The following is a 22,363-nucleotide window of genomic DNA, read 5'->3' as shown; positions in this document are numbered from 1 at the left end:
TTACGCCGCCATGATTAATTTTTTTCTTTCATGTCTTTTAAATCCAGAAATCCCTACTAAAGTTTTGTTATGAAATGCTCTAATAACAAAATTATTTTTATCAGATTGTTCAATATATGGCTGAAAAAATAATTTTTCTTTTGTTTTTTCGTCGTCGTAGTTTGTGGTGAAATGCTTAGGATTATTCTTCAAACATTACAGTCTTACTTCTCTATAAGAAGTGGATTCATTAGGTAGAAGTTTTCGAATTAAAATTTCCATTTTAATAATTAGTCACCACGTGGATTTTTTAATTAGTTGCTTATTTGGTGAACGACTGTTATAGAGTCGCTGCTTAGTATTGTAACAGGATAAAAGTTATCTTTAGTAAGTTCAGTCATTTAAATATAGCGCTATTATTTAAACTTAAAAATTGCTAGCAAGTATAACTTTCTAATCATAAATTTTTTAAACCTAGACTTTGTCTTAAATTTACAATCTGTTTATATTTCAATCTTGATTTCACAAAATTCCATAGCACAAGTTTTTGAGACTGCCAGAGTAGAAGAGGTTATTGGTGATTTTGTACAACTCAAAAAATCTGGAAGCAATTTTAAAGGTTTAAGTCCTTTTAGTGAGGAGCGTACACCAAGCTTTATGGTGTCTCCTGTAAAACAAATATGGAAAGACTTCTCAACAGGCAAAGGTGGTAATGCTGTGACTTTTCTTATGGAACACGAGCACTTTACATACCCTGAAGCTATAAAGTACCTCGCCAAGAAATATAACATAGAAATTGAAGAAACCGAGCGTACAGATGAGGAGAAGGAAAAAGCGAATACCCGTGAGAGCTTATATTTAGTCAGCGAGTATGCCAATGACTATTTCCAGAAGATCATGCATAAAACTGATAAAGGCAAAGCCATAGGTTTAAGTTATTTTAAAGAGCGTGGTTTCACAGACGAGACGATTAAGAAATTTCAATTGGGTTATGCCTTAGATGAGTGGCAAGCCTTTACAGACGATGCATTAAAAAATGGCTACAAGATAGAATTCCTTGAAGGTACTGGACTAACTATTGTAAAGCCAGAAAAGCATTTTGACAGATTTAAAGGTCGTGTGATATTTCCAATACATAGCATGAGTGGTCGTGTACTCGGATTTGGTGGTCGTATTTTGGGTAATGACAAAAAAGCGGCAAAGTATCTTAACTCTCCTGAGAGTGAGATATATCATAAAAGCAAAGTGTTGTATGGGCTTTACTTTGCAAAACAAACCATTGCTAAAGAAGATAATTGCTATTTGGTAGAAGGTTACACAGATGTGATTCAGTTTTATCAACGTGGAATTACAAATGTTGTATCATCTTCTGGTACGGCACTAACACCTGAGCAGATTCGTTTAATAAAACGATTAACAAATAACATTACCGTACTTTTTGATGGAGATGCAGCTGGTATGCGCGCTTCTATTCGAGGTATAGATTTAATTTTGGAACAAGGTATGAATGTTCGGGTTTGTACTTTTCCTGATGGCGAAGATCCAGATAGTTTTTCTAAAAATAATACACTTCAAGACGTTACAGATTATCTCTCGGATAATTCTAAAGATTTCATACAGTTTAAGGCCTCATTATTATTTGAAGATACTAAGAACGATCCTATTAAAAAGGCAGAGACTATTAGAGATATTGTAAACAGTATCGCTAAGATTCCTGATCAGATAAAAAAAGAAGTTTATATTCAAGAATGTGCTCGTATTATGGATATAAGCGAGTCAGTATTATTTAGTACTCTTGCTCAGATTAATAAGAAAGAATCTCAAGATGCTAACAAAAAGTATAAGCAAGAACGTAAAGCTTTTAATGTTGTTAAGACTGAACCAAAGCCTACTCGCAAAATTGATATTCAGTATGAGTTAGAGCGAAAGATTATAGAAATTTTATTAATCTACGGCAATAAAACCGAAAAGTTTGAAGATTTAGTACTTAAAGAAGATGACGTTTCTGGTGATTTAATTTTAGAACCCGTAGTCCATGAAGCACGAGTTTTCGAAAAAATATACTTGGACTTACAAGAAGACGAAATGCAGTTTAGTGATGCCAATTTTAAAATGCTTTACTACTCCATTATAGATAAATTAAACCAGGATGTAGACTTTTCTACTAAAACTTTTATGCAGGAACTTAAGCCAGAAATTGCACCTATGGTTACCGGAATTTTAATGGATGATGAAAAGTATGCCTTGCATGATTGGGAGCGTAATAATATTATCCCAAAAGAAAAAGAACATACAATACCTCAATTGGTTAGTCAGACTATTTTGAGTTTGCGATGTTTTTTAATTGACCAAAAGGTGGCAGCTTTTAAAGATGAAACCTTAAAAGAAAACTCAGATAGTAAAAGTATAATGGAAGATGTTAAAGACTATCTAGGCCTTAAAATGTTATTATCAAGAAAATTAGGCAAAGTAGTTGGCGGTTAAGTCAAATCGTGATGTTTAGCTTGGTGAACTAAGTCTATAATGTTATCTACATTCAGTTTTTTGAATAATCGTGCCTTATATGTGCTAACTGTTTTTTCGTTAATGTCTAATTCTGCAGCTATATGCTTATTCTTTTTTCCAATAGATAGTAGTTTAAGAACTTCTGTTTCACGAGTAGATAATCGCTTAAATAAACGTGCCCTACTTTTTGCAGTATCTGTGTACCTATAATGTTTGTCCATTTTCTCGCTTAGATAAACTTTTCCTTGATTTATAGCGTCGACAGCTTCAACTATTTTTGCGGTATTTGCATTTTTAGATAGATAACCGGATGCACCAGCTTTAAGTGTACTGATGGCGTAGATTTCTTCTGGTTGATGACTAAACATTAGTATTTTAATGGTTTTGTGCTCTTTTTTAATAGCACGTAAGGCGGTAATGCCGTTGAGTTCTGGTAAATCAATTTCAGAAATAATGATATCTACATCATTTTCTCTAATGAATTCAAAAATTTCAACGCCGCTACATAAGTCTCCAACAACTTGGTATTCATGGTTTTTATTTAGCGTTTGTTTTAGTCCTTCTCGAACAACAGGATGACTATCAACCAATAGTATCTTTGCCATAATCGGTGATTTTAGTAATAACTAATTAAAAATGTGCTCTTAAGGGGATTGTGTGTATTAACTAAACAAAAGTACGAAAACAGAAAGTCAAAACAATTGAAAATGTAAGTATTTTTGCAAAAAATTATGAATTTAACATTTTTTTCATCAATTTTCTAGGAATTTCACAAATTGGTATAGGGATCATCTTGTGTTTGTTTGATCTGTTGTAGCGCATAAAAATATCAAAAACTTCCTTTTGGCGTCCTTCAAAATCTTCAGAAGTTTGTCCTTCGTCTTTCATTTTCATAGCCCATTCCAGTTCTGGATAAGAAGCCCCAATTTGATCTTCGTCACTACGAGCGTCTCCAAATAGGCCATCACTTGGCGCAGCTTTCATTATAGAAATTGGTACTTTGAGCACTTCGCCAATAGCATAAACTTCAGATTTTAATAAGTCCGCTATTGGGCTTAAATCTACGCCACCATCACCATACTTGGTATAGAAACCTACTCCAAAGTCTTCAACTTTATTTCCTGTACCAGCTACTAACAACCCTAATAAGCCTGCATGATAATATAATGTAGTCATGCGTAATCGGGCTCTAGTATTGGCAAGCGCCATATCTACCGTGGTTTGTTTTCCATCAAGGCTAACTTCTGTTTTAAATTCTTCAAAAACTGGAGTTAAGTCTACTCGAGTTTCGCTTACATTAGAAAATCGTTTTTTAAGTTGAGCAATATGCTCTTCTGCTCTAGATACATGACTGGCCGCTTGATGAATAGGCATTTCTATGCATAGAACATTTAGACCTGTTTTTGCGCAAAGCGTTGAGGTTACAGCAGAATCTATTCCACCAGAAATCCCAACAACAAAACCATTAACTTTAGCGTTTGTAGCATAATCTTTAAGCCAATTAACAATGTAATCTATAACTTTTTCTGTTTGCATAATTTTCGAATTTTTATGGTAAGAAGTGTACCTTTGCAAACAAAAATAGCTTAAAGGATTTAGCTTTAAAAATATTTCTGAAATGAAAGTAAAACTTAAACATGTAGTATTTAATCTACTGTTACTTCTTTTTTGGACTTGCCAAAATGAGAATGTTTTGGAGAAAGAAATAGCCCAAGTAGATGTAGATTTTACAGTAGAGCGGTTTGATGAGGTGCTTTTAAATACTGATGCCGAAAAGTTGCCAAAAGTTAAAGAGACGTTTCCTTTTTTGTTCCCTAAATATATAGCGGATTCTTCTTGGATTGAGAGAATTAAAGACGATTTACAACAACAAATGTTTTCTGAAGGAAAGCACGTATTTGGGGATTTTAAAATTCAGAGAAAAGAGATTGAACGTTTTTTTCAGCATATAAAATATTATGATAAAACGTTTAAGCTACCTCGAGTAATTACTGTAGCAGATTATGTAGATTATAGAAACAAATTAGTGCTACAAAATGATTTGCTTATTATAAACATGATGAATTACCTAGGTCAAGATCATGAGTTCTATCAAAATACACCTATGTATTTTGCTGAAAGAATGAGACCTGACCAAATCTTACCAGAAATAGCAGAAAAATATGCAAACCGTTATCAGTACCAGTCTCAAAGAAAGACGTTTCTTGATGAAATTATTTACCACGGTAAATTACTTTACTTTAAGGATGTTATGATTCCTGAGTTTACGGATGCAGATAAAATAGGATATACTATTGAGGATATGAAATGGGCTAATGAAAACGAATCTCAAATATGGAGTTATTTTGTGGAGAAAGAGTTACTTTTTAGTACGGACCCTAAATTATTTACACGATTTACGGTTCCTGCACCGTTCTCAAAGTTTTATTTAGAATTGGATAATGAATCTCCAGGACGAATAGGGCAATATATTGGTTGGCAAATAGTTCGTGCTTATGCTGAGCGGACGGATACTGATATTATGACGCTTATGCGAACAGATAGTGAGGAAATTTTTAAAAAATCAAAATACAAACCTAAACGATAATTAATATAAAGATGAATTCTAAAATTGAATTAAATGTAGAGCTTGATGAAAATCGAGTGCCAGAGAAATTAAGTTGGTCAGCGCAAGATGGAGGTATACAAGATGAAGAGGCAAAAGCGATGATGTTATCTGTTTGGGACGGTAACACTCAAGAAACGTTGCGCATCGATTTATGGACAAAAGATATGCCAATAGATGAAATGAAACAATTCTTCCATCAAACATTAGTTACTATGAGTGATACTTTTATGCGCGCTACTCAAGATGAAAAAATGACGGCGACTATGAAAGATTTTTGCGATTATTTTGCCGAAAAATTAGAGTTGAAAAAAAACTAATTTGCCTCAGGTTTTGCATTAAAACCATAACTGTCAGTAGTGTAAAAGGGTATCTCGTTAAAATATGGAGATTTTGTATTAATAAAATCTTTATCTAATTCTTTATGCTTTAAAAATAAAGTGGCATTATAAACTTCCCATATTTTTAATATGTTAGATTGACCTTTTAAGGTTTTTATATCCAATTGGTTTCTTCTTATCATACGCTCAATCTCTTTTTTTGTGGCCATTTTTCTTATGGTTTTTGAATAGTGTCCACTATTAACCTTACTATATACCCAGTAATTATATTTGCGTTTTCTTTCTTTTTTCTTTTTAAATGTTTTTTTAACAATAGGTCGCTTGTAGTTAAGTAAGTCACTTATGTTTTTAGAGTCAGAGTTTGTGTCTTCTTTTGTTTTTTCTGTTTCTATTTCACTGTACTCAGAATTGTCTACAAGAGCTATAGGTTTTTCTTCTTCAAAAACACTAATAGTGTCTTTTTCTAGAGAAGTTATTTCTGTTGTATATGGATTAACCAATGGTTCATTACGAAATAATACAATAATGATACGCTTGTCAAGAAGGATAGCCTCTATCACATACCTACCTATATCTAGGTCATAAAGAGGTATTCTTATTTTTTTGTCTTTTACTTCTATAGTTTCATCATAATCCTTATTAAAAATGTTTACCTTGTAGATGGTACGTTCAGCCTCGAGAGTAAGGCTGTCTTCAGCTTTGTTTAAGTAATGTTTAAGTTCTTTTGCTCTAAAATTGACGTTTTGTATCAATGTAGATTTTTGACCATAAACTATGGTTGATAAGAATAGTAAAGGCAGTATAATTTTTAAATTAAACAAGAGGTTTTTTAATTATTAGCTCAATATTATATTACTTTCGTAAAAGCGCATAAAATTAGATTCTTTTAATTTAAATGATAAATTTTTATGCCATATAGTATTGTTTTTCAGTTAATCTGCTTTAATTTACCGTTTAAATAAATATTAACTGAAAAAGTGATACTTCTGATTAATTATTGAAATTTTTATATGAGAAAATTTTTATTTGGCGTATTACTAACCGTAACAATTTTACTTGTTTATAGAGAATGTACACATGAATCTACTGTGGTTATCAATAATTCATCAGATATACTTCAAGAGCAGCTTAAAAATGTAAGTAAACTTGTGGTTACTGAGGGTCATTTTTCTGAAGTATTCAACTATGAAAACTCTAAAGAAATATTAGGGGACTACCTTACTGCTGAGAAAAAAGCCATAGTGGTAGTTAATGCTAAAGTGTCAATTGCTTATGATTTAAGTTTGTTGCAATACAAAATGGATGAGGATACTAAAACTCTCAAAATATTATCAATACCAGAACACGAAATTTCTATAAACCCAGATTTAGAATATTATGATATTCAAGATGATTTTTTAAATCAATTTGAAGCTGAAGATTACAATAGTATCAAGGAAAGTGTAAATAAATCTTTGTTGGATAAGATTGAAAAATCTAATTTGGTTTCTAATGCAAAAAACAGATTAATTAGCGAACTAGCCAAGTTTTACATTCTTACAAATTCCTTAGGTTGGAAGTTGGAATATAATGGTGAGCAATTAGATGCCGAAGCTGATTTTGAAAAACTTTTACTGTAGTAAAAAAGGATTAAGGTCTTTTTTCTACTTCTGCTAGATACGAGTAGTAAGGCTTGTGGTTAAAATACGGAGAGTCTGTTACTTTTATGTAATTACGGTTTTTAGAATGTGCTTCTTTAAACGCATCTAAATTATACACCTCCCATATATTAAGGGTATTATATCTACCCGAAAGGGTGTTTTGTTCTAATTTTATTTTAGATATTAAATTTTCAAGGTCTTGAGCAGTAGCAAAATGACGTGTAATTTTTGTGCCTATATGACCTTGAGATGTTTTTACAACCCAATACCCTTGAATTATCTTAGAATTCCTTTTTGCGGAATTTTCTTTGGTATTATGTATAGAGTTTGCAGAATTTGACCTTTCCTCTACATGTGTTAATACTTTAGCTTTTGTATTAATGCTGAAATTAAAATCTTTAGGTTTTGCTTTATAAAAGGGCTCTTTACGTATTAAATTTATAGCAATTAGCTTGTCATGTAATCTAACCAAAACTGTATATCTGCCAACAGGTAGGTCGTCAATAGGAACTTTTACAGACTTAGACTTATAGTGTATTTCTTTACTAAATTCAGGGTTAAATATTTCTACCCTATAAATTTGACGCTCTCCGTTTAGCATTAAACTATCACATGAAGCATTAAGTTCATGTTTTAATTCTTCGGCTAGTACGTTGACATTTTTGAATATTACAGATTTTTGACAAACAGAAAAAAGGGGGGACAATAAAAAAAATGATACGCATAAAAATTTTATGGTATTACCTTTCAAAACAAAATTATTTATTAATAGCTAATTCAAAGATAGAAAAATTAACTCAATAAAACATGCTAAATATCTGATTTTTAATATGATAAATATAAATTCCTACGTAAAAACACCTAGATATATTTTTGAAAAACGTCTACTTTAATGCAGTTTTCATTGTAGAAATACCGCCACCATTAATAGCTTCTATACCATTAGAATTTAAAATTTGAGAAGCTTGCGCAGAACGAATGCCACTTCTGCAATGAGCAATAACGGGTTTATTTAAATCCTTCACTTCTTTTAATCTAGATTTTAATTCTGAAATAGGAATAAGGACTGCACCTTCAATGTGGTCAGCGTCGTATTCTTTTTTTGTGCGAACATCAAGAATTACAGCATCTTTTTCTAGATATTCTTTAATTTGATTTGACTTCTTTCCAAATAAAAAACTAAATAGTCCCATGTTTAATGCATTTCGTTTATAATCTCTAACCCATCATCAATTAAGTGCGCAATGTCGGGTTGACTACTCTTTTGTTCGTTTAAGTAGTCATGAGCTTTCACTTTCAAGTCCGAAAAATTATACTTGTCTGCCAATTCTAAAAGTTCTAGAGACAATAACCAATCTTGAGAATGATTCGTCTTAAGTGTTTCTAACACAGATTCTATATCCGAAAAAGTAGCAGAATTGTTATGCCTTAAATCTCTGATTTTTTGGTACAACGCTTTAAGTTTAATCTTTGTTTCATCCGTTTCTGGTTGAATCGTTGTATTCTCAGAAACATGATATAAGTTTTCAAAAGAATGATAATCAGCACTGCCAGCATAGGCAGAAACTATAGAAGAGCCTACAGCCAAATCAAAAGTACCGTCTTTAGGAGAGAATAAAATCTCATCATTGTATTTGACAGTACAATCTTCAAACTGAATTAAAATTAGTTTCCCTTGCAGGTTTCTAATACCAGTAATATTTAAACCTTCAACGGTAATACCACTTTCGTACTCAAATGCGATGCGTTTATTGTCATAAAAGTTATAGGCTTTTAGGTCTCTAGGTCCCATATCTTCAATAGCCAAATTTATACCTTTTAATCGTCCAATCGGTGAGCTAAATCCTTTGGTATGAGTTTCTATGCCATGACCAATAAGTTCTTTTTCACGATTCGCTAAAGCTGTTGGTCCTTCGGTTTTAAAGAATACCACTTGATTATCTTCGTCACGAATCATTCTTGTAAATACCCCAGAAATTTGCAATCCAGTATTTAGTTCAATTGTACCTACTTTTTTAGATTCAATTAATTTGCTCAAACCACGCCATCCACCTTTTCTTAGTGCCATGGTGTTTGCAAACTCATCAAGAACTTGCATTAAATAGGAGAAATCTGGCGTTACAAAAAGCTGAGGTTGCGGTTTAGTAATATCAAACTCAGTTTCTGCAGCTTTTATAGAATACGGAATTTTTTTCACCTCTTCAGACAAACACCATTTGCTTTCACCTATTGAAGATAGTAGTCCAGCACCATAAAGTCTTGGTTTATCAGTATGGCCAATTAATCCATACTCAACTGTCCACCAATGAAGATTTCGTATTTGAGCCATTTCAGATAGCGGTACTTTTTTATTTTGAAGTTTGTAGACTTCTGCTTCAGCTTTGTCAATATCCTCTTGCTTAGAATTTTTAGCTTCTTTCAATATAGAAAGCCTTCGCACTGCTTCGTACATGTCATTATCATGTGACGATAAAATGGCTTTGGCACCTATTTCGCCAAAACGCCTCAGATATTCAGCATAGTCTGGATTGGCTATAATTGGTGCATGACCTGCAGCTTCATGAATGATATCTGGAGCAGGTGTGTATTCTATATTTTCGAGCTGACGAATATCTGAAGCAATCACTAGGACTTTATAAGCTTGAAATTCCATAAAAGCGTTAGGTGGTATAAAACCATCTACAGCTACAGCAGCCCATCCTATTTCTTTTAGAATGCGGTTCATGCCATACATACTAGGAATTTCATCTATAGAAATTCCAGTTAAGTCTAGACCTTTGAGATAAGATTTATGCGCAACTTTGCCTAAGTACGAAATATTTTTGCGCATCACAAAACGCCATACAGCTTGGTTTATTGGCGAATAGTTGTCGTAATTTTGAGGTTTAATGAATTGCTTCAAATGTGGAGGCAATAGGTCAATTAAAGGGTTGGTTTCAAAATTCTTGTTCATGCGTATATTTGTACTAAACGTAAAATTATTGTTTTAGAGTCAAGTTTTAAAGTAATAACTTACCAAATAACATATTTATTCTCGATTGTTAATGCAAAAAGAAACCCGAAAAGAAGAAATACTTAGAGTCGCGGCTCGATTATTTAAAAATAAAGGGTATAGTGCTGTAACCATGCGGGATTTGGCAACTGAAATGGGCATAAAAGCTGCCAGTCTCTATAATCATATTTCATCCAAGCAAGCCATCTTACAAGATATTGTTTTAGCTATTGCAGAAGATTTTACTGCAGGGATGCATAAAATCATCGAAGACGATTCTAATAGCATTAAAAAGTTAGAGCAAATTATAGATTTGCATGTAAAAATTGCTATCGAAAACACAGATGGTTTAGCAGCATTAAATTCTGATTGGATGCATTTAGAAGAAAAGAGAGCTCATTATTTAGAACTTAGACAGCAATATGAAGATCATTTTAGAGACATTCTAAACCAAGGAATGAAAGAAGGAGAGCTGCAGAGAGTAGACGTAGAAGTGACCTTATTTTCAATTTTATCCACACTTAGATCTTTGTATTTATGGATTCCAAAAAAAGAAGACATTAATAAAGAGGCTCTTGCCACAAGTTTAAGTCAAATTCTACTCAACGGAATTAACAAATAGTTTAGATTATATTTTATAACTTTGTATCTTAAACTAACAATTGTTAGTTTTGAGATATTATAAAAAAACCATGGCTCAATTTCACAACTTAAAAGTTGCAGATATATACAAAGAAACGGAGGACACATCAGTAATAACTTTTGATGTTCCTAATGAATTACATGAAGAATTTCATTTTCGCCAAGGACAGCATTTAACCTTAAAGGCAGATATTAATGGTGAAGATGTTCGTCGATCGTACTCATTATGTTCGAGTCCAAATCAAGAAATATGGCAAGTAGCAGTAAAACAAATACCTGGCGGTAAATTTTCAACATATGTAAATGAAGAGTTAACTGCTGGTAGTGTTCTAGAAGTTATGGAGCCAAGTGGGGTGTTTGGCGTTGATGTTAACCCAGATGCATCTAAAAACTATTTGTTCTTTGCGGCAGGTAGCGGGATTACACCTGTGTTGTCAATGATAAAAGCACATTTGGAGGCAGAACCTAATTCGACCTGCAAATTATTTTATGTCAATAAAACGGCGAAATCTATTATCTTTAAAGAAGAGTTAGAACAGCTGCGTAATACGTATTTTGGAAGATTAGAGATTTATTATTTTCTCACTAAAGAACGACGTGATATTGAGCTATTTAACGGTCGTTTTGATGATGAAAAAATGAAAATACTCACAGGTACTTTTATAGATATACCAGATACTAACGAAGTGTTTTTATGCGGGCCAGAGCAGATGGTGAAGTATGTGAGTCAGTATCTAATTGATGCAGGATTGCCAAAAGAACTCGTGCATTACGAATTGTTTGTTACTGGACTTTCAGAAGAAGATATTAAACGTGCGGAGCGCTTAGCGCAACAAAATGTTGAAGGTACTGAAGTGACCATCGTTGATGGTGGAAAAGAATTCTTATTCACTATGACAAAAGAGTACGACAATATTCTGGACGCCGCCCTTGGTGCCGGTGCAGATTTACCTTTTGCATGTAAAGGTGGTGTGTGCAGTACATGCAAGTGTGAAGTAAAAGAAGGCTCTGTTGAAATGAAAATTAATTATGCTTTAGATGACAAAGAAGTATCGCAAAACTTAGTATTAAGTTGTCAAGCAGTACCGACATCAGATAAAGTGGTAGTCGATTTTGATGTTTAAAATATATTGAAAAAGAAAATTAACTCGCTTGTGGCCTAAAGCCAACAGCTAAAAGCTAAAACTATGAGTGAAGAGCAGATTAAAAGTTTAGAGAAGCATTTCGAAGAACGAATCGCAAGAGACGAAAAGATTGAACCTAAAGACTGGATGCCTGAGAAGTACCGAAAAACCCATATCCGGCAAATGTCTCAACATGCGCATTCTGAAATTGTTGGGATGCTTCCTGAAGGCAACTGGATTACTAGAGCACCTTCCCTAAGAAGAAAAGTAGCCCTGTTGGCTAAAGTACAGGACGAAGCTGGGCACGGATTATATCTATATTCTGCAACAGAGACATTAGGTATTTCTAGGGATGAAATGTACGAACAATTGCATACGGGTAAAGCGAAATACTCAAGTATATTTAACTATCCAACAATTACCTGGGCAGACATGGGAGCCATTGGATGGTTAGTGGATGGCGCAGCCATTATCAATCAAGTGCCACTCTGTAATACCTCTTATGGACCATATGCTCGCGCAATGATTCGCGTGTGTAAAGAAGAAAGCTTTCATCAACGTCAAGGTTTTGAGATTATGATGAAGTTGGCTAATGGGACACCAGAACAAAAGGACATGGCTCAAGATGCCTTAAACAGATGGTGGTGGCCAAGTTTAATGATGTTAGGTCCTACTGATGATGTGTCTGTTCACACTGAGCAATCTATGAAATGGAAACTGAAGCGTAAGTCTAATGACGATTTGCGTCAGCAATTTATTGACCAAACAGTTCCTCAGGCAGATTTAATTGGACTTACAATTCCAGATCCAGATTTAAAATGGAATGAAGAACGTGGTAGCTACGACTTTGGAGAAATCGATTGGGACGAGTTTTGGCAGGTGGTAAAAGGTCACGGACCAATGAATAAACAACGTATGAAGGCAAGAGTTGGTGCATGGGAACGTGGCGAATGGGTCCGAGATGCAGCAATGGCACATGCTGAGAAGAAACAAGCAAGAAAAGAAAAACAAGTAGTTTAATTAGATATGAGAGTTGAGTAGTAAGATTTTAATTTTCTCAATACTCAATACTAGATATCTCAATACTAGAATTTATGTCAACTAAAAATTGGCCCCTTTGGGAAATCTTCGTAAGAAGTAAAAACGGATTAGAACACAGGCATTGTGGTAGTTTGCATGCTGCAGATTCTGATATGGCACTAGAGAATGCGCGTGATGTATATACAAGACGAAATGAAGGTGTGAGTATTTGGGTTGTGGAATCCAAACACATTACTGCTTCAAACCCTGAAAATAATGGGGAGTTATTTGAGCCTGCCCAAGATAAAGTATATCGTCATCCTACATTTTATGATTTACCGGATGAAGTAAAGCACATGTAATGAAAAACGAAAACTTATATAATTACATTCTTGGTATTGCAGATAATAGCCTAATTCTAGGACAGCGAATGGGTGAACTTTGTGGACATGGCCCAACGCTAGAAACTGATATCGCTTGTACAAATATCTCACTGGATTTATTTGGTCAGGTACGTAGCTACTTTCAATATGCAGCTAAAATTGCTGGAGATGGCAGAACAGAAGACGATATTGCAATGCTTCGTAAAGAGCGAGACTATAAAAATGTCCTATTATCAGAACAGCCTAATACAAATTTTGCGTATACCATAGGAAGACAATTTTTATTCGATGTATATCATTTAGCTTTTCTTACTGAGCTTCAAAAAAGTTCTGACTTAACATTGTCCGCTATAGCCAATAAATGTGTCAAAGAAGTGAGTTATCATGAACGTTTTTCTTTAGATTGGGTAAAGCGATTAGGTGACGGAACTGAGGAAAGCAATCAGAAAATGCAAGAAGCTATTAATGATTTATGGACGTACACAGATGAATTATTTCATCAAACAGGTGCAGATAAAGCTATGGTTGCGGAAGGTGTCGGTGTTGATGTTACAAAACTAAAGGAGAACTATTATAAATCAGTTAGCGAACTTCTTGAAGAAGCAAGATTAAAAACACCAGAATCTAAATGGTTTCAAAAAGGTGGAAAACAAGGCATTCATACTGAGCATTTAGGTTATTTATTAGCCGATTTACAATACATGCAAAGAACCTACCCAAATATGGAATGGTAGCAATAGACCAAAATATCGATAAGAGATTAATACCAATATTAGAGCAGGTGTCAGACCCTGAAATTCCGGTTCTGTCTATTATGGATATGGGCGTTGTTCGTTCCGCAATTATTGAAGCGAGTGTTGTTAAAGTTGAAATTACGCCAACTTATAGTGGCTGTCCAGCAATGGATGTTATAGGTGATGATATAAAAAAAGCTCTAAAAGATGCAGGTTACGAATCTGAAATTGAGCTAATTCTATATCCAGCTTGGACTACGGATTGGATTACACCAAGAGGCCGTAAAGCATTAGAAGATTATGGTATTGCAGCACCCCTAGAAACAGAAGCAGATAAGGCGGTACTGCTTGAAGGAAAAAAACTAGTGAAATGTACCAATTGCGGTTCTAAAAACACCCGATTAGTAAGTCAATTTGGTTCAACGGCTTGTAAAGCACAATTTCAGTGTGAATACTGCCAAGAACCATTCGATTATTTTAAATGTCTTAAGTAGGCAATAGAGAATAGACCGCTTCGCTTTTAGATATGATAAATGCGAAGCATTGAAATAACTGTTGAAATGCAGAATATGAAAATCAAATCGTTAAGAATTCAGGAAACCTTGGGCTGAATTTAGATTTTATTTTTGGTTTTCAATTTGTGAAACATGATTGAAAAATTCCTCATTTCAACTTGACTTTTTTGATTCGTTTTTGTGTCAAGACAAAAATGAATAGAAAGAAATAAAAATATATGAATTCTATAGAAATAAAAATAGAAAATAAAGTAGCTTATATAGCACTTAACAGACCCGAAGTATTTAATAGCTTTAATCGTGAGATGGCTTTAAGATTGCAGTCAATATTAGATGATTGTGAATCTAACGATGATATAAGAGCAATTGTACTAAGAGGAAATGGCAAAGCATTTTGTGCGGGTCAAGATTTAAAAGAAGTGACATCTCCAGAATTGAATCCAGGATTTAAAAAGATATTAGAAGAACACTACAATCCAATAATAATGAGATTACGTTCAATAAAAAAACCAATTATTGGAGCTGTAAATGGTGTCGCTGCTGGTGCTGGAGCTAATATTGCACTGGCCTGTGATATTGTCTTGGCACATGAAAAGGTAAGTTTTATTCAAGCATTTAGTTTAATTGGTTTAGTGCCAGATAGTGCAGGAACATTCTTTTTACCACGTCTAATAGGCTTTCAGAAAGCTCAGGCTTTGGCCATGCTAGGCGATAAAATTTCGGCTGAAGAAGCTGAAAAAATGGGTATGATTTACAGATGTGTGTCATTAGATAGTTTTGAAGAGACAGTAAGCCAATTAGCCGAAAAGTTGGCCAATATGCCGACTAAGGCATTAGGTTTTATTAAAGAATTGTTCAATAAGTCAATGACAAATACTTTAGAAGATCAGTTGGCTTTAGAGTCTAAATTACAAATCAAAGCAGCAAGTAGTAATGATTATGTAGAAGGTGTCGCTGCATTTATAGAAAAACGTAAGCCAAATTTCAAAGGAAACTAATTTGGATAAAGCAACCCTCATAGAAGTCCATAATAGAATAAAACCTTTTATTCATAAAACACCAGTGTTAAGTTCTAGCTTAATTGATGAAATGGTTGGTACTAATATCGTATTTAAATGTGAGAACTTTCAGAAGATGGGTGCGTTTAAAATGCGTGGAGCAGCAAATGCTATATTATCTCTATCTGAGGAAGAAAGGAGCCGTGGTGTGGTAACACACTCATCAGGAAATTTTGCTCAAGCAGTATCGCTAGCAGCTCAGAAATTAGATGTAAAAGCATATATCGTAATGCCTGAGAATGCACCTCAAGTAAAAAAGAATGGTGTAAAGACGTATAATGGAGAAATCATTGAATGTGAGTCCACACCTCAGGCGAGAGAAGCAACAGCCAACAAAATAAAAGAAGAAAAAGGCGCTTCTTTTATGCACCCATCTAATCAAGATGAGGTTATTTATGGTAATAGCACAGCTGCCATGGAGTTGTTAGAGGAATATCCTGAATTAGACGTAATTTTAACGCCAGTTGGCGGTGGTGGACTAATTGCAGGTACCGCTTTAGCAGCACATAATTTTTCAAAAAACTGTAAAGTTATGGGAGGCGAGCCAATGGAGGCAGATGATGCTTACCGTTCTTTAATTTCTGGAAAGATAGAAACCAATGATAGTTTCCACACAGTTGCAGATGGCTTAAGAACGCATTTAGGTGACCGTAATTTTCCGATTATAAAAGAACATGTAGAGAAAATTATTCGTGTTGAAGAAGACGAAATTATAGAAGCTATGCAAATCATTTGGGAACGTATGAAAATAATCGTTGAGCCTTCATGTGCTGTTCCTTTTGCTGCTGTATTAAAGAATAAAGAAGAATTCAAAAATAAAAACGTCGGTATTATTTTATCTGGCGGAAATGTAGATGTAAAAAATCTACCATTTTAATATATAAGTATGAACGTAGGAATTATAGGTTCTGGAACAATGGGAAGCGGTATTGCTCAAGTGGCTGCTACTGCTGGTTGTAAGGTTAAATTATACGATACCAATCAAGCTGCTTTGGATAAAGCAAAGGCAAGCCTTGAAAAAATACTGAATCGACTTGTTGAAAAAGGCCGAATAGATACTGAAGAGAAAACTAGAATTCAATCTAATATATCTTATGTTGATAGCTTAAAAGATTTGGACGATTCAAATCTGACCATAGAAGCCATTATCGAAAATCTTGAGATTAAACAAAACGTGTTTTCAGAGCTTGAAGCTTATGTCTCTGACGATTGTATCATCGCATCTAATACGTCAAGTTTATCTATAGCGTCTATTGCAGCATCATTACAAAAACCAGAACGCTGTATTGGGATTCATTTTTTCAATCCAGCACCTTTGATGAAATTGGTTGAGGTAATTCCAGCGATTCAGACTGCTAATGATGTGTTAGAGACTTCAGTCAAAACCATTTCAGATTGGAAGAAAGTGGTAGCTGTAGCTAAAGACACTCCAGGTTTTATTGTCAATAGAGTAGCCAGACCTTTTTATGGCGAATCACTGCGTATTTACGAAGAAGGCATTGCAGATTTTGCAACCATAGATTGGAGTTTAAAAACACTAGGTGGTTTTAGAATGGGGCCTTTTGAACTCATGGACTTTATAGGGAATGATGTTAACTATACAGTTACCGAAACTGTGTTTACGGCATTTTATTTCGACCCAAGATATAAACCAGCGTTTACTCAAAAACGCTTTGCCGAAGCTGGTTATCTAGGTAGAAAGTCTGGGAAAGGTTACTATGACTACTCTGAAGGCGCTGTTAAACCTGAACCAAAAGAAGACAAGGTTTTAGCAGCTCAGATTTTTAATCGGGTTTTAGTAATGTTAATTAATGAAGCGGCTGATGCCCTATTCTTAAACATTGCTTCTGCTAAAGATATTGATAATGCTATGACTAAGGGTGTAAATTATCCAAAAGGCTTATTGGCTTGGGCAGATGAAAAAGGGATTGGTTGGTGTGTAAATATGCTTGATGATTTATACAATGAATACCATGAAGACAGATATCGTTGTAGTCCTTTGTTACGTAAAATGAATAAAGAAAATAATACGTTTTTTTAATGGAAGGTGCTAAAATTCCATATAAAATGTTGAGCCAAGATGCATTTAGCACTTGGATGGGAATTGAGATATTAGAGTCTCAAGTGGGACGTGTTAAAATAGGAATGACCATTCGTAAAGAAATGCTTAATAGTATGAATTATGCACATGGCGGTATTAGTTATACTTTAGCTGATACAGCATTTGGATTTACATCAAACACGCATGGTAAGTATGCGGTGTCTATAGAAACGAGTATAAATCATATTGAAGCATTAAATGAAGGTGATTATTTAGTAGCAGAATGTATTATTGAAAAAGTAAATAACAAACTCGGTTTTAATATCGTAGAAGTAAAACGAGGCGATGAATTAGTAGCGCTTTTTAAAGGTGTAGTCTATAGAACTCAAAAAGACTGGGAAGAATAAAATATCAAATGAAAGAAGCATATATCATAGATGGTGTTCGTACACCAATAGGAAATTATAAAGGCACATTATCCGCTATTCGTACAGACGATTTAGGAGCATTGGTGATTTCAGAAGTTGTAAAACGAAATCCAAACATTCCAAAAGAAGCCTATGATGATGTTATTATGGGTTGTGCCAATCAAGCTGGTGAAGATAACCGAAATGTGGCCCGAATGTCATCGTTATTAGCAGGGTTGCCATTCACAGTTCCAGGAGAAACTGTAAATAGATTGTGTAGCTCAGGATTATCAGCAATCATACATGCCAATCGTGCCATCAAAGCTGGTGATGGAGACTTATTCATTTCTGGTGGTGTAGAGAATATGACTCGTGGGCCATACGTTATGGCGAAACCATCAAGTGCTTTTGGTGGTGATTCTAAAATGTATGACTCAACCTTTGGATGGCGATTTGTCAATCCAAAAATGCATGAGATGTATGGTACAGATGGTATGGGAATGACTGCAGAAAACTTAGTAGAGAAATATAATATATCCCGAGAAGACCAAGATAAGTTTGCCTATTGGAGTCAAATGAAAGCGACTAAAGCGCAAGAAAAGGGTCGCTTAGCTAAAGAGATAGTCACAGTTGAAATTCCACAACGAAAAAAAGACCCAATTCAATTTTCTAAAGATGAATTTATAAAACCAAATACGTCATTAGAAGTTTTAGGAAAATTAAGGACTGCATTTAAAAAAGAAAGTGGAAGTGTTACCGCAGGAAATGCTTCAGGCTTAAATGACGGCGCGGCTGCGACAATTATTGCTTCAGAGGATGCTGTTAAGAAGTACAACCTAAAACCTTTGGCCCGAATTGTGAGTTCAGCAGTAGTAGGTGTTGAGCCAAGAATTATGGGGATTGGTCCGGTGCAAGCATCAAATAAGGCATTAGAAAAAGCAGGTTTAACCATGGATGATATGGATGTTATAGAGCTCAATGAGGCATTCGCAGCGCAGGCTTTAGCATGCACTAGAGCATGGGGATTGGCAGATGATGACCCAAGATTAAATCCCAATGGAGGTTCCATAGCTATTGGGCATCCATTAGGAGTGACAGGTGCAAGAATAGCGTATTCTGCAGCCTTAGAATTACATGAACAAAACAAAAAATATGCTTTGGTAACAATGTGTGTAGGTGTTGGTCAAGGTTATGCTGCAATTATAGAACGTGTATAGATGAAGATTTTAGTTATAGGAGGAAACGGTACTATTGGTAAAAAAGTTAGTGAACGGCTAACTCAAAAACATGAGGTGCTAGTTGCTGGTCGAAATTCTGGAGACGTAACTGTTGACTTTTCAGATTCAAGCTCCATTACATCGATGTTCGAATCCGTTGGAAAACTAGACGCAATTGTTGCTATTGCTGGTGATGCCAAATGGGATAAATTAGATAACCTATCTGAAGAGGATTTTTACATTGGTATAAAGAGTAAAATGATGGGCCAAGTCAATGTGGTCAGAATAGGAAAAGAATATTTAAACTCTGGAGGTTCAATAACCTTATCTACCGGAATATTAGCAGATGACCCAGTGGATATGACAACGAGTGCTGCAATGGTTAATGGAGCGATTAATAGTTTTGTAAAAGCGGTAGCTCTAGAATTAGAAGATAGAAAACGCATTAATGTCGTATGCTCAGATTTGGTAGAAGACTCTTTTGAAAAATATAAAGACTATTTTCCTGGAAATACACCAGTACCAATGTATAAAATTGTTGATGGCTATGTAAAGTCCATTGAAGGGAAAATCACAGGAAGAATTTTAAGAATAATGGCTTAAGTTATTATGGAAAAAATACAACATTACGTCCAAGGCAGTTGGACAACAGGAACCGAAGATGGAATACCAGTTCATGATGCAATTACAGGTGAAGCTTTTACTAGTATTGCTATCGAGGGATTAGACATCCCTGAAATATTAAACTACGGAAGAACTAAAGGTGGCGAACAGCTTCGTAAAATGACCTTTCAAGAGCGCGGTAATATGCTTAAGAAATTGGCCTTATACCTTACCAAAAGAAAAGATGCTTTTTACGACTTAAGTTACAGAACCGGAGCCACAAAAGTTGATAGTTGGATAGATATTGAAGGCGGTTTTGGTAACTTATTCGCAAATGCATCTTTAAGAAAATTATTTCCAAATCAACCGTTTCATGTAGAAGGTGATCCAGTAGATTTATCTCGTGGTGGACGTTTTATGGCACATCATATTATGGTGCCGAAGAAAGGTGTTGCAGTACATATTAATGCCTTTAATTTCCCTGTTTGGGGTATGCTCGAAAAGTGCGCGGTGAATTGGATGGCAGGAATGCCTGCAGTGGTTTTGCCTGCGCCTTCATCATCATATTTAGCTGAAGCTGTGGCAAGAACTATTATCGATTCAGGGATTCTTCCTGAAGGCGCATTGCAGATTATTAACGGAACTGTAAAAACAATTTTAGACACTGTTGAATCTCAAGATGTCGTAACATTTACTGGTTCTGCGCAAACCGGTAGATTATTAAAAGCGCACCCTAGATTAATACAAGAATCTGTACCATTTACTATGGAAGCAGATTCATTAAATGCTTCGATTTTAGGAGAAGATGCTGTTTCTGGGACACCAGAATTTGATTTATTTATAAAAGAAGTCAGAAAAGAAATGACAGTTAAAGCTGGGCAAAAATGTACAGCTATCAGGCGAATCATAGTGCCAGAAAATTTAGTGGAAGATGTTCAAATTGCATTAGGCAAAGCATTAGATAAAGTTACAATTGGTGACCCAAGACTCAAAGAAGTTCGTATGGGTTCTTTGGTGAGCCGTCAACAGGTTCAAGCAGTAAAAGACTCGGTTAACGATTTGGCTAAAGAAGCTCAAATTGTATATGGCGATTTAGATAAAATAGAACCTATTGGGGCAGACGCTAAAAAAGGCGCATTTATAAGTCCTATTTTGTTACGAGCTGATCATCCTTTTAAAAATACGGTTATCCATGAACGCGAGGCCTTTGGTCCTGTAAGTACAATTATGCCTTATAAAAATCTGGATGAAGCTGTGCAATTAGCACAAATGGGTAAAGGCTCATTAGTGTCTTCTATTGCAACTTTTGATGATAAAATTGCTTCAGAATATGTAGTAAATGCCGCAAGTCATCATGGTCGTATATTGGTTATCAATCGCGAAATGGCCAAAGAGAGTACGGGTCACGGCTCACCATTACCATACTTAGTACATGGCGGTCCAGGACGTGCTGGTGGTGGCGAAGAAATGGGAGGTATGCGTGGTATAAAACATTACTTGCAAAGAACGGCAATACAAGGTTCGCCTTCTACGCTTACTGAGATTACAGGGATTTACCAGCAAAATGCAAAATATAAAAAGGCAGAAAAACATCCATTCCAATACCATTGGGAAGACATTCAGCCAGGCATGTCATTAAAAACGCATAATCGTACTATTACAGATTCAGATATCCAGAGTTTTGCAAATCTAACTTGGGACCATTTCTATGCACACACCGATATCACATCTTTAGATGGCAGTATTTTCGAAAAGCGAACAGCTCATGGCTATTTTATCATCTCAGCAGCAGCAGGCCTATTTGTGTATCCAAATAAAGGACCAGTAGCCGCAAATTATGGATTGGATAGTATTCGCTTTTTGCGACCATTATATCATAACGATACGATTTATGTGAGATTGACATGTAAAGAGAAAGTCGATCGAGATGTAGCTTCTGCCGAGCATCCAAGTGGTATTGTGAAGTGGCATGTTGAGGTATTTGATGCCAATTTTGAAGATAAACCTAAAAGTCAAAAAAATGAAAAAGATAGTCCATTAGTTGCGATTGCAACCATTTTGACCATGGTACAGAAAAAACAAGAGACCTTCATTGAAATGGCTGATGAAAAAATTAGCGAATGTTTATCTAAACTATCAGAAGACACGAAGCCAAAATGGGGAATTATGACGCCCCAGCACATGCTAGAGCATTTAGAATATACTTATAAGATTGCAACAGGAGAAATTCAGGATTTTGAAATCTCTACACCAGAAAAGATTTTAGAAAAAGTAAAAAACAGTCTATATAATTATAGGAAGTTTCCAAAAAACAGCCAATTTCCTTTATTGGAAAAGGATACCTTAGATGCTTTAAAGCATCCTGATTTTGAAACAGCTCTTGAAAGCTTTAAGACACAACGAGAGAAATATCTAGAGTATTTTAAAGAAAACCCTGATGCCAAGTTAAAGAATATGGTATTTGGCGAGTTAAATCGATATGAGTGGTATTTAATGGATCGCAAGCATTTAAATCATCACTTCGAGCAATTTGGATTGATTTGAATTAAGTCTCAAT

The 22,363-nt window shown here is 34.8% G+C and carries 24 protein-coding genes; 17 read left to right on the top strand and 7 right to left on the bottom strand.

Going from position 1 to position 22,363, the window contains the following annotated elements:
• On the bottom strand, positions 1-192 hold the full coding sequence (locus IEV10_RS00370; protein ID WP_188372711.1) for a hypothetical protein: 192 nt from the start codon (positions 190-192) through the stop codon (positions 1-3).
• A gap of 303 nt (positions 193-495) precedes the next feature.
• Here IEV10_RS00370 and dnaG point away from each other — a divergent pair, with 303 nt between their 5' ends.
• The gene (dnaG, locus tag IEV10_RS00365; RefSeq protein ID WP_188372710.1) at positions 496-2,463 is read left to right on the top strand and encodes a DNA primase; all 1,968 of its coding nucleotides are present in this window, start codon (positions 496-498) and stop codon (positions 2,461-2,463) included.
• On the opposite strand, the gene IEV10_RS00360 is transcribed toward dnaG, so the two are convergent.
• Positions 2,460-3,089, bottom strand: a complete 630-nt coding sequence (locus IEV10_RS00360) for a response regulator (RefSeq protein ID WP_188372709.1) — start codon at positions 3,087-3,089, stop codon at positions 2,460-2,462. The genes dnaG and IEV10_RS00360 overlap by 4 nt on opposite strands.
• 124 nt (positions 3,090-3,213) lie before the next feature.
• Entirely contained in the window at positions 3,214-4,020 is an 807-nt protein-coding gene (gene nadE / locus IEV10_RS00355; RefSeq protein WP_188372708.1) for an NAD(+) synthase, read from the bottom strand.
• Positions 4,021-4,102: 82 nt separating this feature from the next.
• Here nadE and gldB point away from each other — a divergent pair, with 82 nt between their 5' ends.
• Positions 4,103-5,071, top strand: a complete 969-nt coding sequence (gene gldB, locus IEV10_RS00350) for a gliding motility lipoprotein GldB (RefSeq protein WP_188372707.1) — start codon at positions 4,103-4,105, stop codon at positions 5,069-5,071.
• A gap of 11 nt (positions 5,072-5,082) precedes the next feature.
• Positions 5,083-5,409, top strand: coding sequence for a gliding motility protein GldC (gene gldC / locus IEV10_RS00345; protein WP_188372706.1), 327 nt, complete (start codon positions 5,083-5,085; stop codon positions 5,407-5,409).
• On the opposite strand, the gene IEV10_RS00340 is transcribed toward gldC, so the two are convergent.
• On the bottom strand, positions 5,406-6,182 hold the full coding sequence (locus IEV10_RS00340) for a hypothetical protein (RefSeq protein WP_229719548.1): 777 nt from the start codon (positions 6,180-6,182) through the stop codon (positions 5,406-5,408). The genes gldC and IEV10_RS00340 overlap by 4 nt on opposite strands.
• 258 nt (positions 6,183-6,440) lie before the next feature.
• Between IEV10_RS00340 and IEV10_RS00335 the strand changes: the two genes are divergently transcribed.
• Positions 6,441-7,049: a DUF4230 domain-containing protein gene (locus IEV10_RS00335; RefSeq protein WP_188372704.1), complete on the top strand. Its 609-nt coding sequence runs from the start codon at positions 6,441-6,443 to the stop codon at positions 7,047-7,049.
• Between the two features lie 10 nt (positions 7,050-7,059).
• Here IEV10_RS00335 and IEV10_RS00330 read toward each other — a convergent pair whose 3' ends face one another.
• From IEV10_RS00330 to IEV10_RS00320, 3 genes are all read right to left on the bottom strand, one after another.
• Complete coding sequence (locus IEV10_RS00330; RefSeq protein WP_188372703.1) at positions 7,060-7,776, bottom strand: hypothetical protein; 717 nt, start codon at positions 7,774-7,776, stop codon at positions 7,060-7,062.
• 178 nt (positions 7,777-7,954) lie between these two features.
• A complete protein-coding gene (locus tag IEV10_RS00325; RefSeq protein WP_188372702.1) occupies positions 7,955-8,263 on the bottom strand; it encodes a rhodanese-like domain-containing protein in 309 nt (102 codons plus the stop codon).
• 2 nt (positions 8,264-8,265) lie between these two features.
• Positions 8,266-10,023: an aromatic amino acid hydroxylase gene (locus IEV10_RS00320; RefSeq protein WP_188372701.1), complete on the bottom strand. Its 1,758-nt coding sequence runs from the start codon at positions 10,021-10,023 to the stop codon at positions 8,266-8,268.
• Between the two features lie 91 nt (positions 10,024-10,114).
• Here IEV10_RS00320 and IEV10_RS00315 point away from each other — a divergent pair, with 91 nt between their 5' ends.
• From IEV10_RS00315 to paaZ, 13 genes are all read left to right on the top strand, one after another.
• Entirely contained in the window at positions 10,115-10,684 is a 570-nt protein-coding gene (locus IEV10_RS00315) for a TetR/AcrR family transcriptional regulator (RefSeq protein ID WP_188372700.1), read from the top strand.
• Between the two features lie 70 nt (positions 10,685-10,754).
• The gene (locus IEV10_RS00310; protein ID WP_188372699.1) at positions 10,755-11,828 is read left to right on the top strand and encodes a 2Fe-2S iron-sulfur cluster-binding protein; all 1,074 of its coding nucleotides are present in this window, start codon (positions 10,755-10,757) and stop codon (positions 11,826-11,828) included.
• Between the two features lie 63 nt (positions 11,829-11,891).
• Positions 11,892-12,848 carry a 1,2-phenylacetyl-CoA epoxidase subunit PaaA gene (gene paaA / locus IEV10_RS00305; RefSeq protein WP_188372698.1) on the top strand — a complete coding sequence of 319 codons (957 nt, stop codon included), beginning with the start codon at positions 11,892-11,894 and terminating at the stop codon, positions 12,846-12,848.
• Between the two features lie 74 nt (positions 12,849-12,922).
• A complete protein-coding gene (gene paaB, locus IEV10_RS00300) occupies positions 12,923-13,210 on the top strand; it encodes a 1,2-phenylacetyl-CoA epoxidase subunit PaaB (RefSeq protein WP_188372697.1) in 288 nt (95 codons plus the stop codon).
• A complete protein-coding gene (gene paaC, locus IEV10_RS00295) occupies positions 13,210-13,965 on the top strand; it encodes a 1,2-phenylacetyl-CoA epoxidase subunit PaaC (RefSeq protein WP_188372696.1) in 756 nt (251 codons plus the stop codon). Before paaB ends, paaC begins: the two co-directional genes overlap by 1 nt.
• Positions 13,959-14,459 (top strand): 1,2-phenylacetyl-CoA epoxidase subunit PaaD, encoded by a 501-nt coding sequence (paaD, locus tag IEV10_RS00290; RefSeq protein ID WP_188372695.1) that lies wholly within the window; start codon positions 13,959-13,961, stop codon positions 14,457-14,459. The genes paaC and paaD overlap by 7 nt, the downstream gene beginning before the upstream one ends.
• A gap of 239 nt (positions 14,460-14,698) precedes the next feature.
• Positions 14,699-15,478 carry an enoyl-CoA hydratase-related protein gene (locus IEV10_RS00285; protein WP_188372694.1) on the top strand — a complete coding sequence of 260 codons (780 nt, stop codon included), beginning with the start codon at positions 14,699-14,701 and terminating at the stop codon, positions 15,476-15,478.
• A 1-nt stretch (position 15,479) separates the two neighbouring features.
• Entirely contained in the window at positions 15,480-16,415 is a 936-nt protein-coding gene (locus tag IEV10_RS00280) for a pyridoxal-phosphate dependent enzyme (RefSeq protein ID WP_188372693.1), read from the top strand.
• A gap of 9 nt (positions 16,416-16,424) precedes the next feature.
• Complete coding sequence (locus IEV10_RS00275) at positions 16,425-17,579, top strand: 3-hydroxyacyl-CoA dehydrogenase NAD-binding domain-containing protein (protein ID WP_188372692.1); 1,155 nt, start codon at positions 16,425-16,427, stop codon at positions 17,577-17,579.
• On the top strand, positions 17,579-17,986 hold the full coding sequence (locus IEV10_RS00270; protein ID WP_188372691.1) for a PaaI family thioesterase: 408 nt from the start codon (positions 17,579-17,581) through the stop codon (positions 17,984-17,986). The genes IEV10_RS00275 and IEV10_RS00270 overlap by 1 nt, the downstream gene beginning before the upstream one ends.
• A gap of 8 nt (positions 17,987-17,994) precedes the next feature.
• Positions 17,995-19,203: a 3-oxoadipyl-CoA thiolase gene (pcaF, locus tag IEV10_RS00265; protein WP_188372690.1), complete on the top strand. Its 1,209-nt coding sequence runs from the start codon at positions 17,995-17,997 to the stop codon at positions 19,201-19,203.
• Entirely contained in the window at positions 19,204-19,806 is a 603-nt protein-coding gene (locus IEV10_RS00260; RefSeq protein WP_188372689.1) for a short chain dehydrogenase, read from the top strand.
• A 6-nt stretch (positions 19,807-19,812) separates the two neighbouring features.
• Positions 19,813-22,350: a phenylacetic acid degradation bifunctional protein PaaZ gene (gene paaZ / locus IEV10_RS00255; RefSeq protein WP_188372688.1), complete on the top strand. Its 2,538-nt coding sequence runs from the start codon at positions 19,813-19,815 to the stop codon at positions 22,348-22,350.
• The last annotated feature ends 13 nt before the right edge of the window (positions 22,351-22,363 follow it).

It is taken from the genome of Winogradskyella haliclonae (genome assembly GCF_014635865.1).
Lineage (GTDB): Bacteria > Bacteroidota > Bacteroidia > Flavobacteriales > Flavobacteriaceae > Winogradskyella > Winogradskyella haliclonae.
This window is presented reverse-complemented; position numbering and strand designations above follow the sequence as displayed.